Source organism: Candidatus Desulfofervidus auxilii, assembly GCA_030262725.1.
GTDB lineage: Bacteria > Desulfobacterota > Desulfofervidia > Desulfofervidales > Desulfofervidaceae > JAJSZS01.
In genome coordinates this window covers 14,722-29,703 of sequence record JAJSZS010000005.1, presented here as the reverse complement: position 1 = coordinate 29,703, position 14,982 = coordinate 14,722, and the positions used below count along the sequence as shown (strand labels likewise).

Here is a 14,982-nt window from a genome sequence, read left to right as displayed (position 1 = left end):
TTCATTTTTTATCCAAAACTTTTCTAATTATTTGTGATAATTCTTTTAAACTAAAAGGTTTTTGGATAAAAGCAGCGCATTCTTGTTTTAAAATTTCATTTATTTGATTATTAAAACTATACCCGCTTGAAATAATTACTTTTATTTTTGGATTAATTGTTCTTAATGTTTCATAAATCTCTTTGCCATTCATTCCTGGCATAATTATATCTAAAATTACCAACTGAATATCTTTTTTGTTTTTTTGATAAATTTCTATAGCTTCTTTACCATCATTTGCCATTATTACTTTATATCCCAAGCTCTTTAACATTTCTGCAGTAACTTTAAGAATTTCTTCCTCATCATCTATAATTAAAATAGTCTCATTACCTTTTAATATTTCTTTAGAAGAAGTCTTCTCTTTTTGTATCCCTTTTTTTGAGGCTGGCAGATAAATGTTAAACGTTGTTCCTTTCCCTTTCTTACTATAAACAGTAATAAAACCTTCATGATTTTTTATGATTCCATAAACACTGGCAAGACCAAGTCCTGTTCCCCTCCCTCTCTCTTTAGTAGTAAAAAAAGGCTCAAATATCCTTTGTTGAGTTGCCTCATCCATACCTATACCAGTATCTGTAATCGAAATTTTTACATAATCCCCTGGTCTTGTTTTAAAAGAATCGTTAAATACAATATTTTTTGTTTCAACATATAATTCCCCTCCTTTTGGCATAGCATCTGCAGCATTAACAAATAAATTTAAAAATACTTGTTCCATTTGAGAGCGGTCTGCTTCCACTAGCCAAATATCTTTTTGAAAATTTTTGTGAATATTTATTTCTTTTCTAACCTGTCCAAACATTTCTAAACAGTTCTCAATTATTTCATTTAAATTAATAGATTTAACTTCATATTTACCCTTTCTAGCAAATCCTAAAAGCTGTTTAGTAAGCTCAGCCCCTCTTTTCACCATATTTTCTATTGCTTTTAAATGTTTAAAATAACAATGAGATGCATCCATTTTCATAAGCATAAGAGAAATATGTCCTTGTATACCCATAAGCAAATTATTAAAATCATGCGCAATACCACCTGCTAATGTGCCTATAGCCTCCATTTTTTGAGCTTGAAGAAGTCTAGCTTCCATTTGCTTTTTCTCAGTAACATCAACTAAAATGACAATAATACTATTATGTTCCTCATCTTTAACTGGTAAAAATGTTAAAATAATTTGTTTACTATTTAATATTACTGGATTTTCTTCACTTATTTTTTGAGGGGCAATAGATGCTACTTCAAGTAAACTTTTAATTCTTTGACGATCTTCTTGAGCAAATAAAGATATAAAATCTAAACCTAATAATTCTTCTTCTGTTTTACAAATTAAAGAAAGGGCAAAGGGGTTAGCATAAACTATTCTTCCTGTTGGTGTGATTTCTAAAATACCCTCAGACATGCTACTTAAGATAATTTCAAAATGCTTTTTAACCCAAAGTAATTCTTTCGTAATCTCTCGTGGAATGATACCTTCAATTCCTAAGACTTCTGGGGATTTTTCAAGTTCTTTCTTTTCTATTTTATCTAAAATAGCAAGAATATTCTCTGCCATTTTCTTTAAAGGTCCTTTAGCAATACATGCATCTGCCCCAAATTCTGCTAGATTTATCCCTTCTTCAGCAACAATACTGGAAAGAATAATAATATATGTATTTCTCAAATCAGGATTTTTTCGAATAATTTGGCATAATCTTTTTCCATCAATATTTGGCATAACTAAATCAATAAATATAACATCGGGAATATAATCCTTTAGAATATCTAAAGCAGAAAGACCATCTAAGACTGTTAAAACTTCATATCCTCTTTTTTTAAGTAAATTAACCATAAATTGTAAAATAAGAGGATGATTGTCTACTACTAATATTTTCTTCATATGGCTAATTCCTTTGCTATCAAATTTAATTTTTCTTTTATTAATTGAATTGCTTTTTCTATTCCCTTTAATTTGTTCTTAAGTGCATTCTTCTCTATTCCCTTTGCAATTTCATAAATATCCTGAAATTCAAGATTGCTAGCTGCACCCTTTATAGAATGTGCTGCTTCAACTACTTGTTTTACATCTTTTTTAATAAAAGCAGATTGTAATTTATTTAAATCAGAAATACTAACTTCTAAAAAAATTTTTACTAATTCAAAAAATTCATTTTCATCTAAACCTAAATCTTTTGCTTTTTTCTTTATTTCCATACATCTTTTAATTCGGTTAAATGCTCTTTTATGTTCGGTTATCTTCCGAACAAAATCATTTTTAATGTCGATTTTATGTAAAATACATCCTTAAGGGTTGAATTATGCAAAGAGACTTTATACTTAGCTCTGTGATAGAAAATGCCATTCATGGAATAGTTCTTTTGAATAAAGAAAATAAAATTGAATATTTAAACCCATCTATTCTTAAAATATTAGGTTATGATTTAAAAGATAGAAAAAAACTAATTGGAAAATCTATATTTGATTGTTTTATATCAGAGAAACAAGAGAAGATTAAAGAGCTCATTCAAAGAGGGTTTAAAGAAGAATTAACAGAGGAAATTCAAATACTAAAAAAAGATGGTTCAACTTTTTGGGCTAGGATTACTATCTTCCCAAATAAGAAAGATGGTAAAGTTTTTAATGTAACTATATTTTTAAGAGATATTACAAAACAAAAAGAATCAGAAGAAAAATATAAACAGCTTAGTGAAAGCTCGCAAGATGCTATTGTTATTGTTCAAGATGGTAAATTTGTTTTTGTTAATGATGCCTTAACAAAAATGTTAAATCTTTCTAAAGAAAAAATCCTTGGCAGAGATATTTCTGAGTTTATACTTCCTGAAGAAAGGGAAAGAGCATTAAAAAATATTCAAAAAGTAATAAAAGGAGAGAAGATTGGATTACAAGAGTATAAATTTAAGCCAAAAGAAGGGGAAATAAAAGAGTTACAACTTGTTTCTTCTAAAATAACCTATAATAGGAGACCTGCTATTCAAACAATTATGAGAGATATTACAGAACAAAAGAAATTGTATAGAGAAGTTGAAAAGGCAAAGGAGGATTTGCGTCGATTTATTGATAGTCTTTTCTCTTTTGTAGCAAAGCTTGATAAAAATGGAAATATTCTTATGATCAATAAAACTGCTGCTGAGGCAATGGGTTATAAATCAAAGGAGCTTATAGGAAAACATTTTTCTGAAATTCATTTTTGGAATTATGATAAAAAGCTTCAAGAAAAAATTAATCAATATATTAATAAAGTAGCTTTAGGAAATACTGTCATCTCAGAAGAAAAGATTTGGACAAAGAATGGTTTCATTACCATCCAATTTACTTTGATTCCTGTTTTTGATGAAAAGGGAGAAGTTGAATACTTAATTGCAGAAGCAGAAGATATCACAGAAATTAAGAAAATACAAGAAAAGGTTCAAGTTAGTTATGAACTTATAAATGCCATGTCAAATTTTGCTGGAATCTTAGATAAAGAAGGAAAAATTCAATTTGCTAATAAAAAAGTTATTGAATGGCTTAAATTTGAAGAAAAGGATTTTTTAGGAAAACCTTTTTGGGAAACAGGATGGTTTGTTCCAGAAATAAGAAAAAAAGTAGAGAAAGCGGTAAAAGAAGTACTTAGAGAAGGAAAAACCATTCGTTTTGAAACGCCAGTGGTTTCTAAAGATGGAAGTTCTATACCGAGCTTATTGACCATTACTCCTATGTATGAAAGAGAAAAAGTTAAAGGAGTAGTAGTAGAAGGAGTAATAATTACTGATTTAAAGAAAAAAGAAGAAGAACTTAGTAAATATTTATATCTTTTAAATTCTATGAGTAATTTTGCAGGTATTTTTGATAAAGAAGGTAAATTTATTTTTGTTAATAAAACTGCCTTACAAATAGGTAAATTAAGACAGGAAGAAGTTATTGGTCTTCCTGTTTGGGAAACAGCTTGGTTTACACCTAGTGAAGAAACTATGGCAATTATAAAAGATGCAGTTTTTCTTGCATTAGAAGGAAAGAGAACAGAGTTTGAAATAATAGGATTTAGCAAAGATGGTAAATCTTATTCAACTTTAACAAATACTGCTCCTCTTTTAGATAGGGAAGGAAAAGTTATTGGTGGTGTTATAGAAGGAAAGCCTATTGAAGAATTAAAAAAAGTAGAAGATGAAATGCGTCAAGAGATGGCTAAGTTTAAGGCAATGCTAAAGGGCATGGAAGAAGGTGTGGTTTTTGCTGATAAGAGGAATAGAATAACTGAAGTAAATGAATTTTTTTGCAAATTTATGGGAACATCAGCTCATAATATTATTGGTAAAACACTTGAAGAATTACATTCAAAAAAGGCATATACTCATATAAGAGAAATTATCTTTAATTTTAGAACAAGATTACATTCTCCTCCTGTTACTATTCAGCGTCGTTTTAAAGATAAAGAAGTAATTTTAAGGATTCAACCTATTTATCGAGAAGGAAAATATGAAGGAGTTCTTTTAAATATGGTAGATGTGACAGAATTGGTTAAGGCAAAGCAGACAGCAGAAAAAGCGAGTAAGGCAAAAAGTGAATTTTTAGCTAATATGAGTCATGAAATTAGAACACCTATGAATGCTATTATTGGTATGACAGAACTTCTTATGGATACACCACTTACAAAAGAACAAAGAGAATATATAGAGATGTTAAAGATTTCTGCTGACAATCTCCTTAATATAATAAATGATATTCTTGATTTTTCAAAAATAGAATCTGGTAAACTTGAACTTGAAAAGAAACCTTTTAAATTAAGAGAGACAGTAGAATCTATTGTTGTTGCTTTAGCTGAAAGAGCACAAAGAAAGAGGCTTGAATTACTTTGTCATATAAAAAAGGATACACCTAATTATGTAATAGGAGATGATATAAGGTTGTGTCAAGTTCTTGTAAATCTCATTGGCAATGCCATTAAATTTACAGAAAAAGGTCATATTGTTGTTGAAGTGAAGAAAATTAAAGAGGAAAAAGATAAAGTAATACTTCAATTTAGTATTTCAGATACTGGTATTGGTATACCAAAGGAAAAACAAGAAAGAATATTTGAAAGTTTTACCCAAGCAGAAACTTCTATTACACGTAAATATGGTGGAACAGGTTTAGGACTTGCTATATCTAAAAAACTAATAGAGATGATGGGAGGAAAAATTTGGGTAGAAAGTGAAGTAGGTAAAGGAAGTACTTTTTATTTTACAGCATGTTTTGGTCTAACAAAGGGAGAAAAAGAAGAAACAATTCCAAAAGATATTCAAGGACTTAAAGTTTTAATTGTAGACGATAATCCTATAAATCGATTTATTTTAAGAGAAACATTGGAATCTTGGGGAATGGAATTTGATGAGGCAGAAGATGGCTTTTCTGCTTTAGATAAACTAGCAGAAGCTATCAAAGAAAAACCTTTTGAGCTCATTATTTTGGATGAAAGGATGCCAGATATAAGTGGTATTGAAGTAGCAGAAAGAATAAAAAAAATGGAATCCTACAAAAAAACACCTATTATCATTATGACCTCTACTGAAAGTATAGAAGGAAGGAAAAAAGCAAAGGAACTTGGCATTTCACATTATATTATAAAACCTATTAGACAATCAAAATTATATAATGTTATTATTGAGGCAATTTCTGGAGAGAAAACAGAAACACCAAAAAAAATAATTAAAAGCAAACTTAATAATATACCATTAAGAATTCTCGTTGCTGAAGATAATCCTGTAAATCAAAAATTAATAGTGAAAATTTTAGAAAAACAAGGTTGGCAAGTAACTGTAGCTAATAATGGAAAAGAAGCAGTTGAAATAACAGAAAAAGAGGATTTTGATTTAGTGTTAATGGATATTCAGATGCCTAAAATGGATGGACTTTCTGCTACAAGAGCAATTAGAGAAAGGGAAAAAATCACAGGAAAGCATCTTCCTATCATTGCCCTAACTGCTCATGCCTTTGAAGAGGATAAAAAAGAATGTCTTGCTGCTGGTATGGATGCATATATTTCAAAACCTATAAAAATACAAAAACTTTTTGAAATAATTGAAAATCTTTTTAAAAATTTTCTTCATTAGAAAGTCAAAATGAATGTATTAATTGCTGAAGATGATGAAATTACACAATTAATTTTAGAAAATCTTTTAAAAAGAGAAGGCTATAAAATATTTTGTGCAAAAAATGGTAAAGAAGCATGGGAAATATTTCAAAAGGAAAAAATCAATATGGCTATAATTGACTGGCTCATGCCAGAGATAGATGGTTTAGAACTTTGTAAAAAAATTAGAGAAGCAAAAATTTCTCGCTATGTTTATATTCTTTTTCTTACAGTGAAAGAAAAAAGGGAAGATGCTATAAAAGCTTTTGATGCAGGTGCAGACGATTATGTTACTAAACCTTTTGACCCTCATGAACTACTCTCCCGTATAAAAACAGGGGCAAGAATTGTTGAAGTTGATAAACAATTAAGAGAAATGCAAAAACGTTTAGAAAGCTTATCTTTAACAGATGAACTTACTGGAGTGCTAAATCGCCGAGGGATATTAAAAAGATTAAAAGAGGAATTAAATCGAGCCAAACGAGAAGGAAAATCTTTTGCTGTTATATTATTAGATATTGATAATTTTAAAAGGATTAATGATGTGTTTGGACATGATGCAGGGGATAAAGTACTTATAGAAACAACAAATCGAATTATTAACAATATTAGACCTTATGACCTTGTAGGAAGGTATGGAGGAGATGAATTTTTGATTGGAATAAATGTAAAAAAGGGAGATAAAGATTTAGCTTATAAAATTGCTAAAAGATTTTTTAAAGCTATTTCTGAAAAATCTTTTAAAATAGGTGATAAAAAAATAAATTTAACAGTAAGCATGGGAATAAATTTTGTGAAAAATCCATCTGATGAACTGCAAAAGATAATAAAAAATGCAGATAATTTCCTCTTAAAAGCGAAAGAAAGAGGAAAAAATAAAATAGTAATGGAAGAAATATGAAATTTCTTGTTGTAGAGGATGATGCTATTTCTCGTTTAATTTTAAAAAAAACACTTGAAAAACAAGGTTATAAAATTATTTTAGCGGAAAATGGGAAAAAAGGTTGGGAAATATTTCAAAAGGAAAAAGAAAATATTTATTTAATTATTGTTGATTGGATAATGCCTGAGATGGATGGTCTAAAATTGTGTAAAAAAATAAGAGCATCAAATCTAAATCACTATGTTTATATTATCTTTCTTTCTGCCAAAGGAGAAAAAAAAGATATTATAACAGGTCTTGAGGCGGGAGCAGATGATTATTTGACAAAACCATTTGAACCTTTAGAACTCCTCTCTCGTATTAAAGTGGGCTTACGTATTATTGCCCTTGAACAAAGACTAAAAGAAATAAATCAAAAACTTCAATTTCTTGCTATTACAGATGGATTAACAGGAATTTTAAATAGAAGGGCTATTTTAGAAAGATTAAAAGAGGAAATACACCGTGCAAAACGCGAAAATTATACATTAGCCATAATTATGGCAGATATTGATCATTTTAAAAAAATTAATGATAAATATGGTCATCTTATAGGTGATAAAATACTTATAGAGATAGCAAAACGTTTAAAATCACATTTAAGACCATATGACCATCTTGGAAGATATGGGGGAGAAGAATTTTTAATAATAATTTCAAAAATTGATAAAGAAAAGGCAATAAAAGCAAGTGAACGTTTACGCAAATGCATTTGTGAAAATGTTTTCAAAATAGACAATCAAAGATTAAATATCAGTATAAGCCTTGGAGTAACTTGTATTAAATCTTCTTTAGATATAAAAATGGAAAACTTAATAGAAAAAAGTATAAAAACAGCTGATAATGCTCTTTATAAAGCAAAAGAAAAAGGAAGAAATTGTGTTGTATATGAAGAATTAATCTAATAGTCCATCTATAGGTTTAATCCATAAAATCCTTTTTTCCCAATCGAATTTTTCTATAACATCTTCAATAGATGGAATTAAATATTCTTTTTTCTTATGTCTATTATAAACAACAAAAATATCATTGCTACCAGCATTAAAAATTTGTTTCACTTTACCTATTTTTTCACCTGTTATAAGCCGAACTTCTAATCCAATTACCTCATGCCAATAATATTCATCAGGAGAGGTTAATGGAGGGAGAGTAGATTTTTTTCGATAAATATCAGCCCCAATCAAAGCCTCTGCATTATTAATATGATTTATCCCTTCTAAAGCAACAATATAAATATTTTTATGAGGTCTTACCCTAACAACATGAAATTTTTGAAAAGGGCCGCTTTTTTGCTTTAAATAAACTTCCTTTGCGGCCCTAAAAGAATCTACAGATTCTGTATAAGGAATTACTCTTACTTCTCCTTTTATACCATGAGTATTAACTACTTTACCGATGAGGAGAAATTCCTCCTTCATCGGATTATTCAATAATTTCTAAAACAGCCCTCTTTTTTACTTTTGTAGAGGCTGCATTTAAAATTGTACGTATTGCCCGGGCTGTGCGTCCTTGTTTACCTATTACCTTCCCTAAATCTTCCTTTGCTACTTTTAATTCAATTACAGAAGTTTGCTCTCCTACAATTTCTTTTACTTCTACCGAATCAGGTCTATCAACTAGAGATTTAGCAATATATTCTACTAATTCCTTAAGCATCTTGCACCTCCACTTTTAATTAAGCATTTTTAATAAACCTTTTACCGCTCCTGTAAGTTCAGCCCCTTGCCGCAACCATTTTTCTAACTTTTCCTTATCTATCTTTACCTGCGGCGGGTCTGTTAGTGGATTATAAAATCCAAGCATTTCTAAATACCGACCATCTCTTGGTGATCTTGCATCTGCTGCTACAATACGATAAAAAGGCTTTTTTTTCGCTCCCATCCTCAATAACCGTATTCTTACAGCCATCTGCCTTCCCTCTCACCTCCCTTAAGAAAAAAAATTCATCAAATTTAGTCTTTTACCTTTTTTCCCCATTTTTGTAAAGGTTTTTATCATCTTTTTTGTTTGAGCATATTGTTTTAAGAGCCTATTTACATCTTGTACAGTAGTACCACTGCCCCGGGCAATACGTCTTCTACGGCTTCCATTAATAATTTCTGGATGAAGTCTTTCTTCCTTAGTCATAGAATTAATAATTGCTTCTATTTTTATTAGCTCTTTTTCATCTATTTGCAAGTTTTTTAATTGTTTTAATTGATTAAATCCAGGTAACATACTTAAAATTTGTTCTAAAGAACCCATTTTGCGGATACGCTGTAATTGCTCGCGAAAGTCCTCTAAAGTAAATTCACTTTTTCTTAATTTTTTTTCTAATTCTTTTGCTTTTTCTAAATCAATTGTTTCTTGAGCTTTTTCAATAAATGAAAGAATATCTCCCATACCAAGGATTCTAGATGCTATGCGATCCGGATAAAAAATTTCAAGTGCATCTAGCTTTTCTCCTACACCAATAAACTTAATTGGCTTTTGTGTTACAGCTTTAATAGAAAGAGCTGCACCTCCTCTAGCATCTCCCTCCATCTTTGTTAAGATAACACCACTAATATCCAAAGCTTCATTAAAACTCTTTGCTATATTAACCGCATCTTGACCAGTCATAGCATCAGCAACAAGTAAAATCTCTTGAGGCATAATTTGAGATTTAAGTTGCTTTAATTCATCCATCATTTTTTCATCAATATGAAGCCTTCCTGCTGTATCAATAAGAATCGTATCATAGCCTTTTTTTCTTGCTTTTATCACTGCATCTAAACAGATATCTAAAGGAGTTTTTGAATCTTCTATAGGATGAACATCTATACTTATTTGTTCTCCTAATTTATTAAGTTGCTCAATAGCAGCAGGTCGATAAACATCAGCAGAAACTAAATAAGGTCTTCTTCCTCTTTTTTCTTTAAGAAATTTTGCCAATTTAGCACAAGTTGTTGTTTTTCCTGAACCTTGAAGACCAACAAGCATAATAATTGCAGGCATTCCTTTTAAATTTAATTCAACTCCACTGCCTCCCATTAAGGTAGTCAATTCATCTTTTACAATCTTTATTACCTGTTGAGCTGGAGTAAGACTTTGCATCACCTCCTGTCCTAATGCCTTTTCCTTTACCTGATTAAGAAAGTCTTTTACAACTTTATAATTTACATCTGCTTCAAGTAATGCCAATTTAACTTCTCTTAGTGCTTGATTAATATGCTCTTCTGTAAGCCGACCATGCCCTTTTAATTTCTTAAAAATAGCATTAAGCTTTTCACTTAAATTTTCAAACATAATTCACCTCTTTTGCTATTTTACCCAATCTAAAATTTTTAGCAACTCTTAAAAAATAAAAAGAATTTAAAGAATGGAAATAGATTTATTTTTTTCCATTAAAAAATTGATCATAATAAAAACTTATTAACCACTTACTTTCTTCAGGAAATCTTAATTTACCCAAATTTTTAAATAGTTCATTAACAATATAAAGATCTAATCCTACTGCTGGAAATGCTTGTCCTATTCTTGTCAAAAGCCAATCTTTATCAGGTAAAACTTGACAGCCTCCAGCAATAATTTCCTTTTCTTCCTTGCTAAGTAAAGCCCATATCTCCTCTTTTGTTAGTTCTTTATCCTGCACCTCCATTTGAATTTCCCCCTTTTAAATTTAAATTTTTTAATATAATGATACATATTTGTCAAGTTTTTTATTAGCCCGGCAGTGTAAAATAAAAAGTGTGTAATTTCCAAAGAGAAAAAAATAGGGTATATTCTTTTTTTATATCTAAAACCGCATCTCTTCCAAAAAGGATTCTGGAGTAAAGGCAACAGGTTTGTTCTCGGCTTTGTTTATAAGATTGATAACACCCTATCTCTGGAAATCAAGTAATCTGTTGTTTTTCTAAAAATTGCAAAGTAAATAGAATCAAAAGGATCTCATAAGGAGCCTTCCAAAGCTCAGAACCAGTGGGTCTATCTCCTTGGACAGCCAATTTATTATCACATCCGTATCCAAAAATACCTTAATATTTGCCATAACCGCTTTCCCTGAGTTTTTTCAGGTACTCCGTACTTGTCATATCCTCTGGAATCGCCCCCTCAAATTCCCCCAACAGTTCATCAACTAAACTGGTTTCCTCTAATTTCTCCGGATAGATTACCTTGTAGCCAAGGTTTTCAACAAACTTTATCAATTCCTTTAAAGCTATGGGCATATATTTACCTCCCTTTTAACATTAAATTAGTAACTTATAAGTTTTAAACTATTCTAACAGCTATTTTCCTATTTAGCAAAGGTTCATAGGTACACTTCTGGTAGAGAATCTATTAAGTATTATTTTAGAGATAAAGTATGAAAAAGGATTTAGAGGAGTTTTTAAACTTTATGAACTGTCCTACTGAACATTGGACAAAGATAAGATTTATATATCTAATCTTTTTGCTTCAAGTGCGTGTGTTTGAATAAATTCACGACGAGGTTCTACAGCTTCACCCATTAAAATACTAAATAGCTCATCTGCTATTGCTGCATCTTCAATTGTTACTTTAAGCAAAATTCTTCTCTTTGGATCCATTGTTGTTTCCCACAATTGTTCAGGATTCATTTCCCCAAGACCTTTATAACGTTGAATAGTATATTCTTTTTTTACTTCTTCAAGAATTTGAAGAAAAAGATCCTTCTCAGAATTTATTGTTATCTTTCTTTGACCAATCTGTAAAAGGTATGGAGAGGAAAAAGGAAGAAGAATTTTTTTCTTTAAAAGAAAACATTTTTGATAATTAAAAGAATTTATTAACTCACTATTAATAGTTGTAAGATGTCCATCAACAATTACCTCTAAAGTATAAAATCCTGTCTCTTTATCTCTTCTTTCATTCTTTAAAGAAATTCCTTTTTCTTTTAAAAATTCTTTTAAAGCAAAAAGTTTTTTTTCATCCCGAAGTACTGTCTTTTCTTTAATGCCAAAAGATATAAGCATTTCCACAAGTTTATAAGGATAGCCTTGTTTTGAAAGATCTTCTATAAGAGAATAATAAATAAAAGCATTTGTAAGATAATCTTTTAATTCCTGTTTTTCTAAAACTTTTCCATTTTTTCCTTTTACTATAACAGTTTTGCTTGCTTTATCTATAAGTAACTTTTGTAAAGAAATTTCATCTTCTACATAAAACTCTTCTTTTTTTCCTTTTGCTATTCGATATAAAGGTGGTTGAGCAATATAAAGATAACCATTTTCTATAACTTGCTTCATTTGACGATAGAAAAAAGTTAATAATAAAGTGCGAATATGAAGTCCATCTACATCAGCATCGGTCATAATAATAATTTTATGATAACGTATATTATTGATATTAAAATCTTCTCCAATACCTGTACCTAAAGCTGAAATAATTGTCCGAATCTCTTCACTTTTAAGTAGCCGATCAAATGTTGTTTTTTCCACGTTTAAAATTTTACCTTTTAGAGGTAAAACTGCCTGAAAACGCCTATCTCTTCCTTGTTTTGCAGAACCACCAGCTGATTCACCTTCCACCAAAAATATTTCACTTTTTGTTGGGTCTTTCTCTTGACAATCAGCCAATTTACCAGGCAATATTGTATCTCCAAGTGCATTTTTTCGTCTAATAAGTTCCTTTGCTTTCCTAGCTGCTTCTCTCGCTCTGGCAGTCTCAATTACCTTCTCAATAATAATCTTTGCTGTTTCAGGATGTTCTTCAAGATATGCAGAAAGTTGAGCATTTACAATAGATTCAACTAGCCCTTTAATTTCACTATTACCTAACTTTGTTTTTGTTTGACCTTCAAATTGAGGATTTGGCATCTTTAAACTGATGACTGCTGTTAAACCTTCTCTCACATCATCACCAGAAAATTTCACTTTTTTTATAAAATTATACCGATTGGCATAATTATTAAGGCAGCGTGTAAGTCCTGCTTTGAAACCAACTAAATGAGTTCCTCCTTCGCGTGTATTTATATTATTTACAAATGTTAAAATTTTTTCATGATAACTATTATTATATTGAATTGCTATTTGAATCTCTATTTGTTCTTTCTTATCTTCAAAATAAATAGGCTCATGTAAAACAGTTTTTGTGCGATTTAAATGTTTAATAAAACTAATAATGCCTCCTTTATAATTATGAATTTCTTTTTTGTCTGCACGTTCATCAATCAATTCAATAGTTAATTTAGGATTAAGAAAGGCAAGTTCACGTAATCTTTGATTTAAGATATCAAAATCAAATCGAATATTTTTAAAAATCTCATCATCTGGTAGAAATGTTATTTTTGTACCAGTTCGATTTGTTTCTCCAATACTCATAAGGGAAGTAACAGGTTTTCCTCTTTCATAACGTTGCCAATATACCTTTCCTTCTCTTCTTATCTCCACTTCTAAATAAGCAGAAAGGGCATTAACTACAGAAACACCCACTCCATGTAATCCTCCAGAAATTTTATATATTTTTTGATCAAATTTTCCTCCTGCATGTAATTTAGTCATAACTACTTCAACAGCAGGAATTCCTTCAGTTTTATGAATATCAACCGGAATACCCCTCCCATTATCCTCTACTGTCACACTATTATCAGGATGAATAGTTACTTTAATCAAATCACAATAGCCTGCCGTTGATTCATCCACACTATTATCCACTACTTCAAAAACTAAATGATGCAAACCTTCACTACCTGTACTACCAATATACATTGCAGGTCGCTGTCTTACTGCTTCCAACTGTTCCAACACTTTTATGCTTTCAGCTGTGTATTTTTCCATTTTTATTATTCCCTCTCTATTACTGGCATAATTAATGCTTTAAAACCAATATCATTTTTACCTGTAATGACACAAGGTGTTCTTTCTGTATTTAATCCAAAGATAAATTCTTCACTATCCATAACATTAAGAATATCTAAAAGAAATGAAATATTAAAAGCCATTTTTAACTTATCACCTGAAAATTCTATATCTAAATTTTCTTCAATCTTACCTACTGCAGGATTTTCTGCCCTAACAATCAATCTATCTCTATAAAATAGAAAATCTGCTACTTTAAACTTATCTGCAATAAGCACAGATGTCCTTTTTAAAATATCTTTTAGTATTCTTTTTGGTATTTTTGCTTCATATTCACTTTTTTTAGGAATAATAGAATGATATTCAGGAAATTTGTTTTCTTTTAGTCTGAAATAAAAAATATAACCATCAGTTTTTATCACACCAGCACTATTATCAAAACCTATTTGTAACATACCTGTTGAACAAAGCCGCAATATTTCCAATACTGCTTTTCTTGGCAACATAATACTTTTATCAAATTGAAGGAGATCTAAATCAGCATAAGGAATTTCCATATAACTTAATCGATATGTGTCTGTTGAAACAAAACATAATTTATCTTTTTGTTTTTCTAAACATAAACCAGCAAGATTAGTATCTACATCTTCTTTAGCCATAGAAAAATAAGTCTTCATAATTGCCTTTCTAAACAATTCACCAGGAAAAGAAATTAAATGAAAGTGTTCAATTTCAGGAAAAGTTGGAAATTCATCTGGAGGGAGTGTAGCTAAACAGAGATAAGAATTACCTCCAGTGATTTCAAGCCAATGATTTTCATTTTCTTTAAGTTCTATCTTTTCATATTCAAGAGTTCTAACAAAATCATATAAGGTCTTTCCAGGCACAGGTAACTGACCAGGTGCAAAAACTTCTGCTGGACAACTTCCTTTAAATGCAAGTTCAAGGTCTGTTGCCATCATAATCAGCTCATTTTCACGAGCTTCTAGTAATATATGTGATAGGATAGGCATTGTTGTTTTTTTTCCTATAAATGGACGAATTTTTTGTAAACAAGAATAAAGATTTTGACGTTCTACTATTAACTTCATTTTTTATCTCCTTTAAATTTAATCATAATAACATTAAAATTTGTTAATTTTTTTCTAAAAAACATAAAT

General features: G+C 29.9%; 13 protein-coding genes. 3 read left to right on the top strand and 10 right to left on the bottom strand.

Going from position 1 to position 14,982, the window contains the following annotated elements; all coding sequences use genetic code 11:
- Position 1: 1 nt before the first annotated feature.
- Positions 2-1,915 (bottom strand): response regulator, encoded by a 1,914-nt coding sequence (locus LWW95_03975; protein ID MDL1956198.1) that lies wholly within the window; start codon positions 1,913-1,915, stop codon positions 2-4.
- The gene (locus LWW95_03970) at positions 1,912-2,229 is read right to left on the bottom strand and encodes an Hpt domain-containing protein (GenBank protein MDL1956197.1); all 318 of its coding nucleotides are present in this window, start codon (positions 2,227-2,229) and stop codon (positions 1,912-1,914) included. Before LWW95_03970 ends, LWW95_03975 begins: the two co-directional genes overlap by 4 nt.
- Positions 2,230-2,333: 104 nt before the next feature.
- Between LWW95_03970 and LWW95_03965 the strand changes: the two genes are divergently transcribed.
- Genes LWW95_03965 through LWW95_03955 form a run of 3 tightly spaced genes read left to right on the top strand, consistent with a single transcriptional unit; the run spans position 2,334 to position 7,951 of the window.
- Positions 2,334-6,104, top strand: coding sequence for a PAS domain S-box protein (locus tag LWW95_03965; GenBank protein ID MDL1956196.1), 3,771 nt, complete (start codon positions 2,334-2,336; stop codon positions 6,102-6,104).
- Between the two features lie 9 nt (positions 6,105-6,113).
- Positions 6,114-7,025 (top strand): diguanylate cyclase, encoded by a 912-nt coding sequence (locus tag LWW95_03960; GenBank protein MDL1956195.1) that lies wholly within the window; start codon positions 6,114-6,116, stop codon positions 7,023-7,025.
- Complete coding sequence (locus LWW95_03955) at positions 7,022-7,951, top strand: diguanylate cyclase (protein ID MDL1956194.1); 930 nt, start codon at positions 7,022-7,024, stop codon at positions 7,949-7,951. The genes LWW95_03960 and LWW95_03955 overlap by 4 nt, the downstream gene beginning before the upstream one ends.
- Here LWW95_03955 and rimM read toward each other — a convergent pair.
- From rimM to dnaN, 8 genes are all read right to left on the bottom strand, one after another.
- On the bottom strand, positions 7,943-8,464 hold the full coding sequence (rimM, locus tag LWW95_03950; protein MDL1956193.1) for a ribosome maturation factor RimM: 522 nt from the start codon (positions 8,462-8,464) through the stop codon (positions 7,943-7,945). The genes LWW95_03955 and rimM overlap by 9 nt on opposite strands.
- A gap of 4 nt (positions 8,465-8,468) precedes the next feature.
- Complete coding sequence (locus LWW95_03945; GenBank protein ID MDL1956192.1) at positions 8,469-8,702, bottom strand: KH domain-containing protein; 234 nt, start codon at positions 8,700-8,702, stop codon at positions 8,469-8,471.
- Between the two features lie 15 nt (positions 8,703-8,717).
- Positions 8,718-8,954 carry a 30S ribosomal protein S16 gene (rpsP, locus tag LWW95_03940; GenBank protein MDL1956191.1) on the bottom strand — a complete coding sequence of 79 codons (237 nt, stop codon included), beginning with the start codon at positions 8,952-8,954 and terminating at the stop codon, positions 8,718-8,720.
- A 21-nt stretch (positions 8,955-8,975) separates the two neighbouring features.
- Entirely contained in the window at positions 8,976-10,316 is a 1,341-nt protein-coding gene (ffh, locus tag LWW95_03935) for a signal recognition particle protein (protein ID MDL1956190.1), read from the bottom strand.
- An 82-nt stretch (positions 10,317-10,398) separates the two neighbouring features.
- On the bottom strand, positions 10,399-10,665 hold the full coding sequence (locus LWW95_03930) for a hypothetical protein (GenBank protein ID MDL1956189.1): 267 nt from the start codon (positions 10,663-10,665) through the stop codon (positions 10,399-10,401).
- A 376-nt stretch (positions 10,666-11,041) separates the two neighbouring features.
- Positions 11,042-11,233 (bottom strand): hypothetical protein, encoded by a 192-nt coding sequence (locus LWW95_03925; protein MDL1956188.1) that lies wholly within the window; start codon positions 11,231-11,233, stop codon positions 11,042-11,044.
- Positions 11,234-11,440: 207 nt separating this feature from the next.
- On the bottom strand, positions 11,441-13,801 hold the full coding sequence (gene gyrB / locus LWW95_03920; GenBank protein MDL1956187.1) for a DNA topoisomerase (ATP-hydrolyzing) subunit B: 2,361 nt from the start codon (positions 13,799-13,801) through the stop codon (positions 11,441-11,443).
- 5 nt (positions 13,802-13,806) lie between these two features.
- Positions 13,807-14,913 carry a DNA polymerase III subunit beta gene (gene dnaN, locus LWW95_03915; GenBank protein MDL1956186.1) on the bottom strand — a complete coding sequence of 369 codons (1,107 nt, stop codon included), beginning with the start codon at positions 14,911-14,913 and terminating at the stop codon, positions 13,807-13,809.
- Positions 14,914-14,982 lie beyond the last annotated feature (69 nt).

Coding starts and splice junctions, on each gene's coding strand:
- LWW95_03975 (MDL1956198.1), bottom strand. CDS start 1,915: ATGAAGAAAATATTAGTAGTAGACAATCATCCTCTTATTTTACAATTT.
- LWW95_03970 (MDL1956197.1), bottom strand. CDS start 2,229: ATGGAAATAAAGAAAAAAGCAAAAGATTTAGGTTTAGATGAAAATGAA.
- LWW95_03965 (MDL1956196.1), top strand. CDS start 2,334: ATGCAAAGAGACTTTATACTTAGCTCTGTGATAGAAAATGCCATTCAT.
- LWW95_03960 (MDL1956195.1), top strand. CDS start 6,114: ATGAATGTATTAATTGCTGAAGATGATGAAATTACACAATTAATTTTA.
- LWW95_03955 (MDL1956194.1), top strand. CDS start 7,022: ATGAAATTTCTTGTTGTAGAGGATGATGCTATTTCTCGTTTAATTTTA.
- rimM (MDL1956193.1), bottom strand. CDS start 8,464: ATGAAGGAGGAATTTCTCCTCATCGGTAAAGTAGTTAATACTCATGGT.
- LWW95_03945 (MDL1956192.1), bottom strand. CDS start 8,702: ATGCTTAAGGAATTAGTAGAATATATTGCTAAATCTCTAGTTGATAGA.
- rpsP (MDL1956191.1), bottom strand. CDS start 8,954: ATGGCTGTAAGAATACGGTTATTGAGGATGGGAGCGAAAAAAAAGCCT.
- LWW95_03930 (MDL1956189.1), bottom strand. CDS start 10,665: ATGGAGGTGCAGGATAAAGAACTAACAAAAGAGGAGATATGGGCTTTA.
- LWW95_03925 (MDL1956188.1), bottom strand. CDS start 11,233: ATGCCCATAGCTTTAAAGGAATTGATAAAGTTTGTTGAAAACCTTGGC.
- gyrB (MDL1956187.1), bottom strand. CDS start 13,801: ATGGAAAAATACACAGCTGAAAGCATAAAAGTGTTGGAACAGTTGGAA.
- dnaN (MDL1956186.1), bottom strand. CDS start 14,913: ATGAAGTTAATAGTAGAACGTCAAAATCTTTATTCTTGTTTACAAAAA.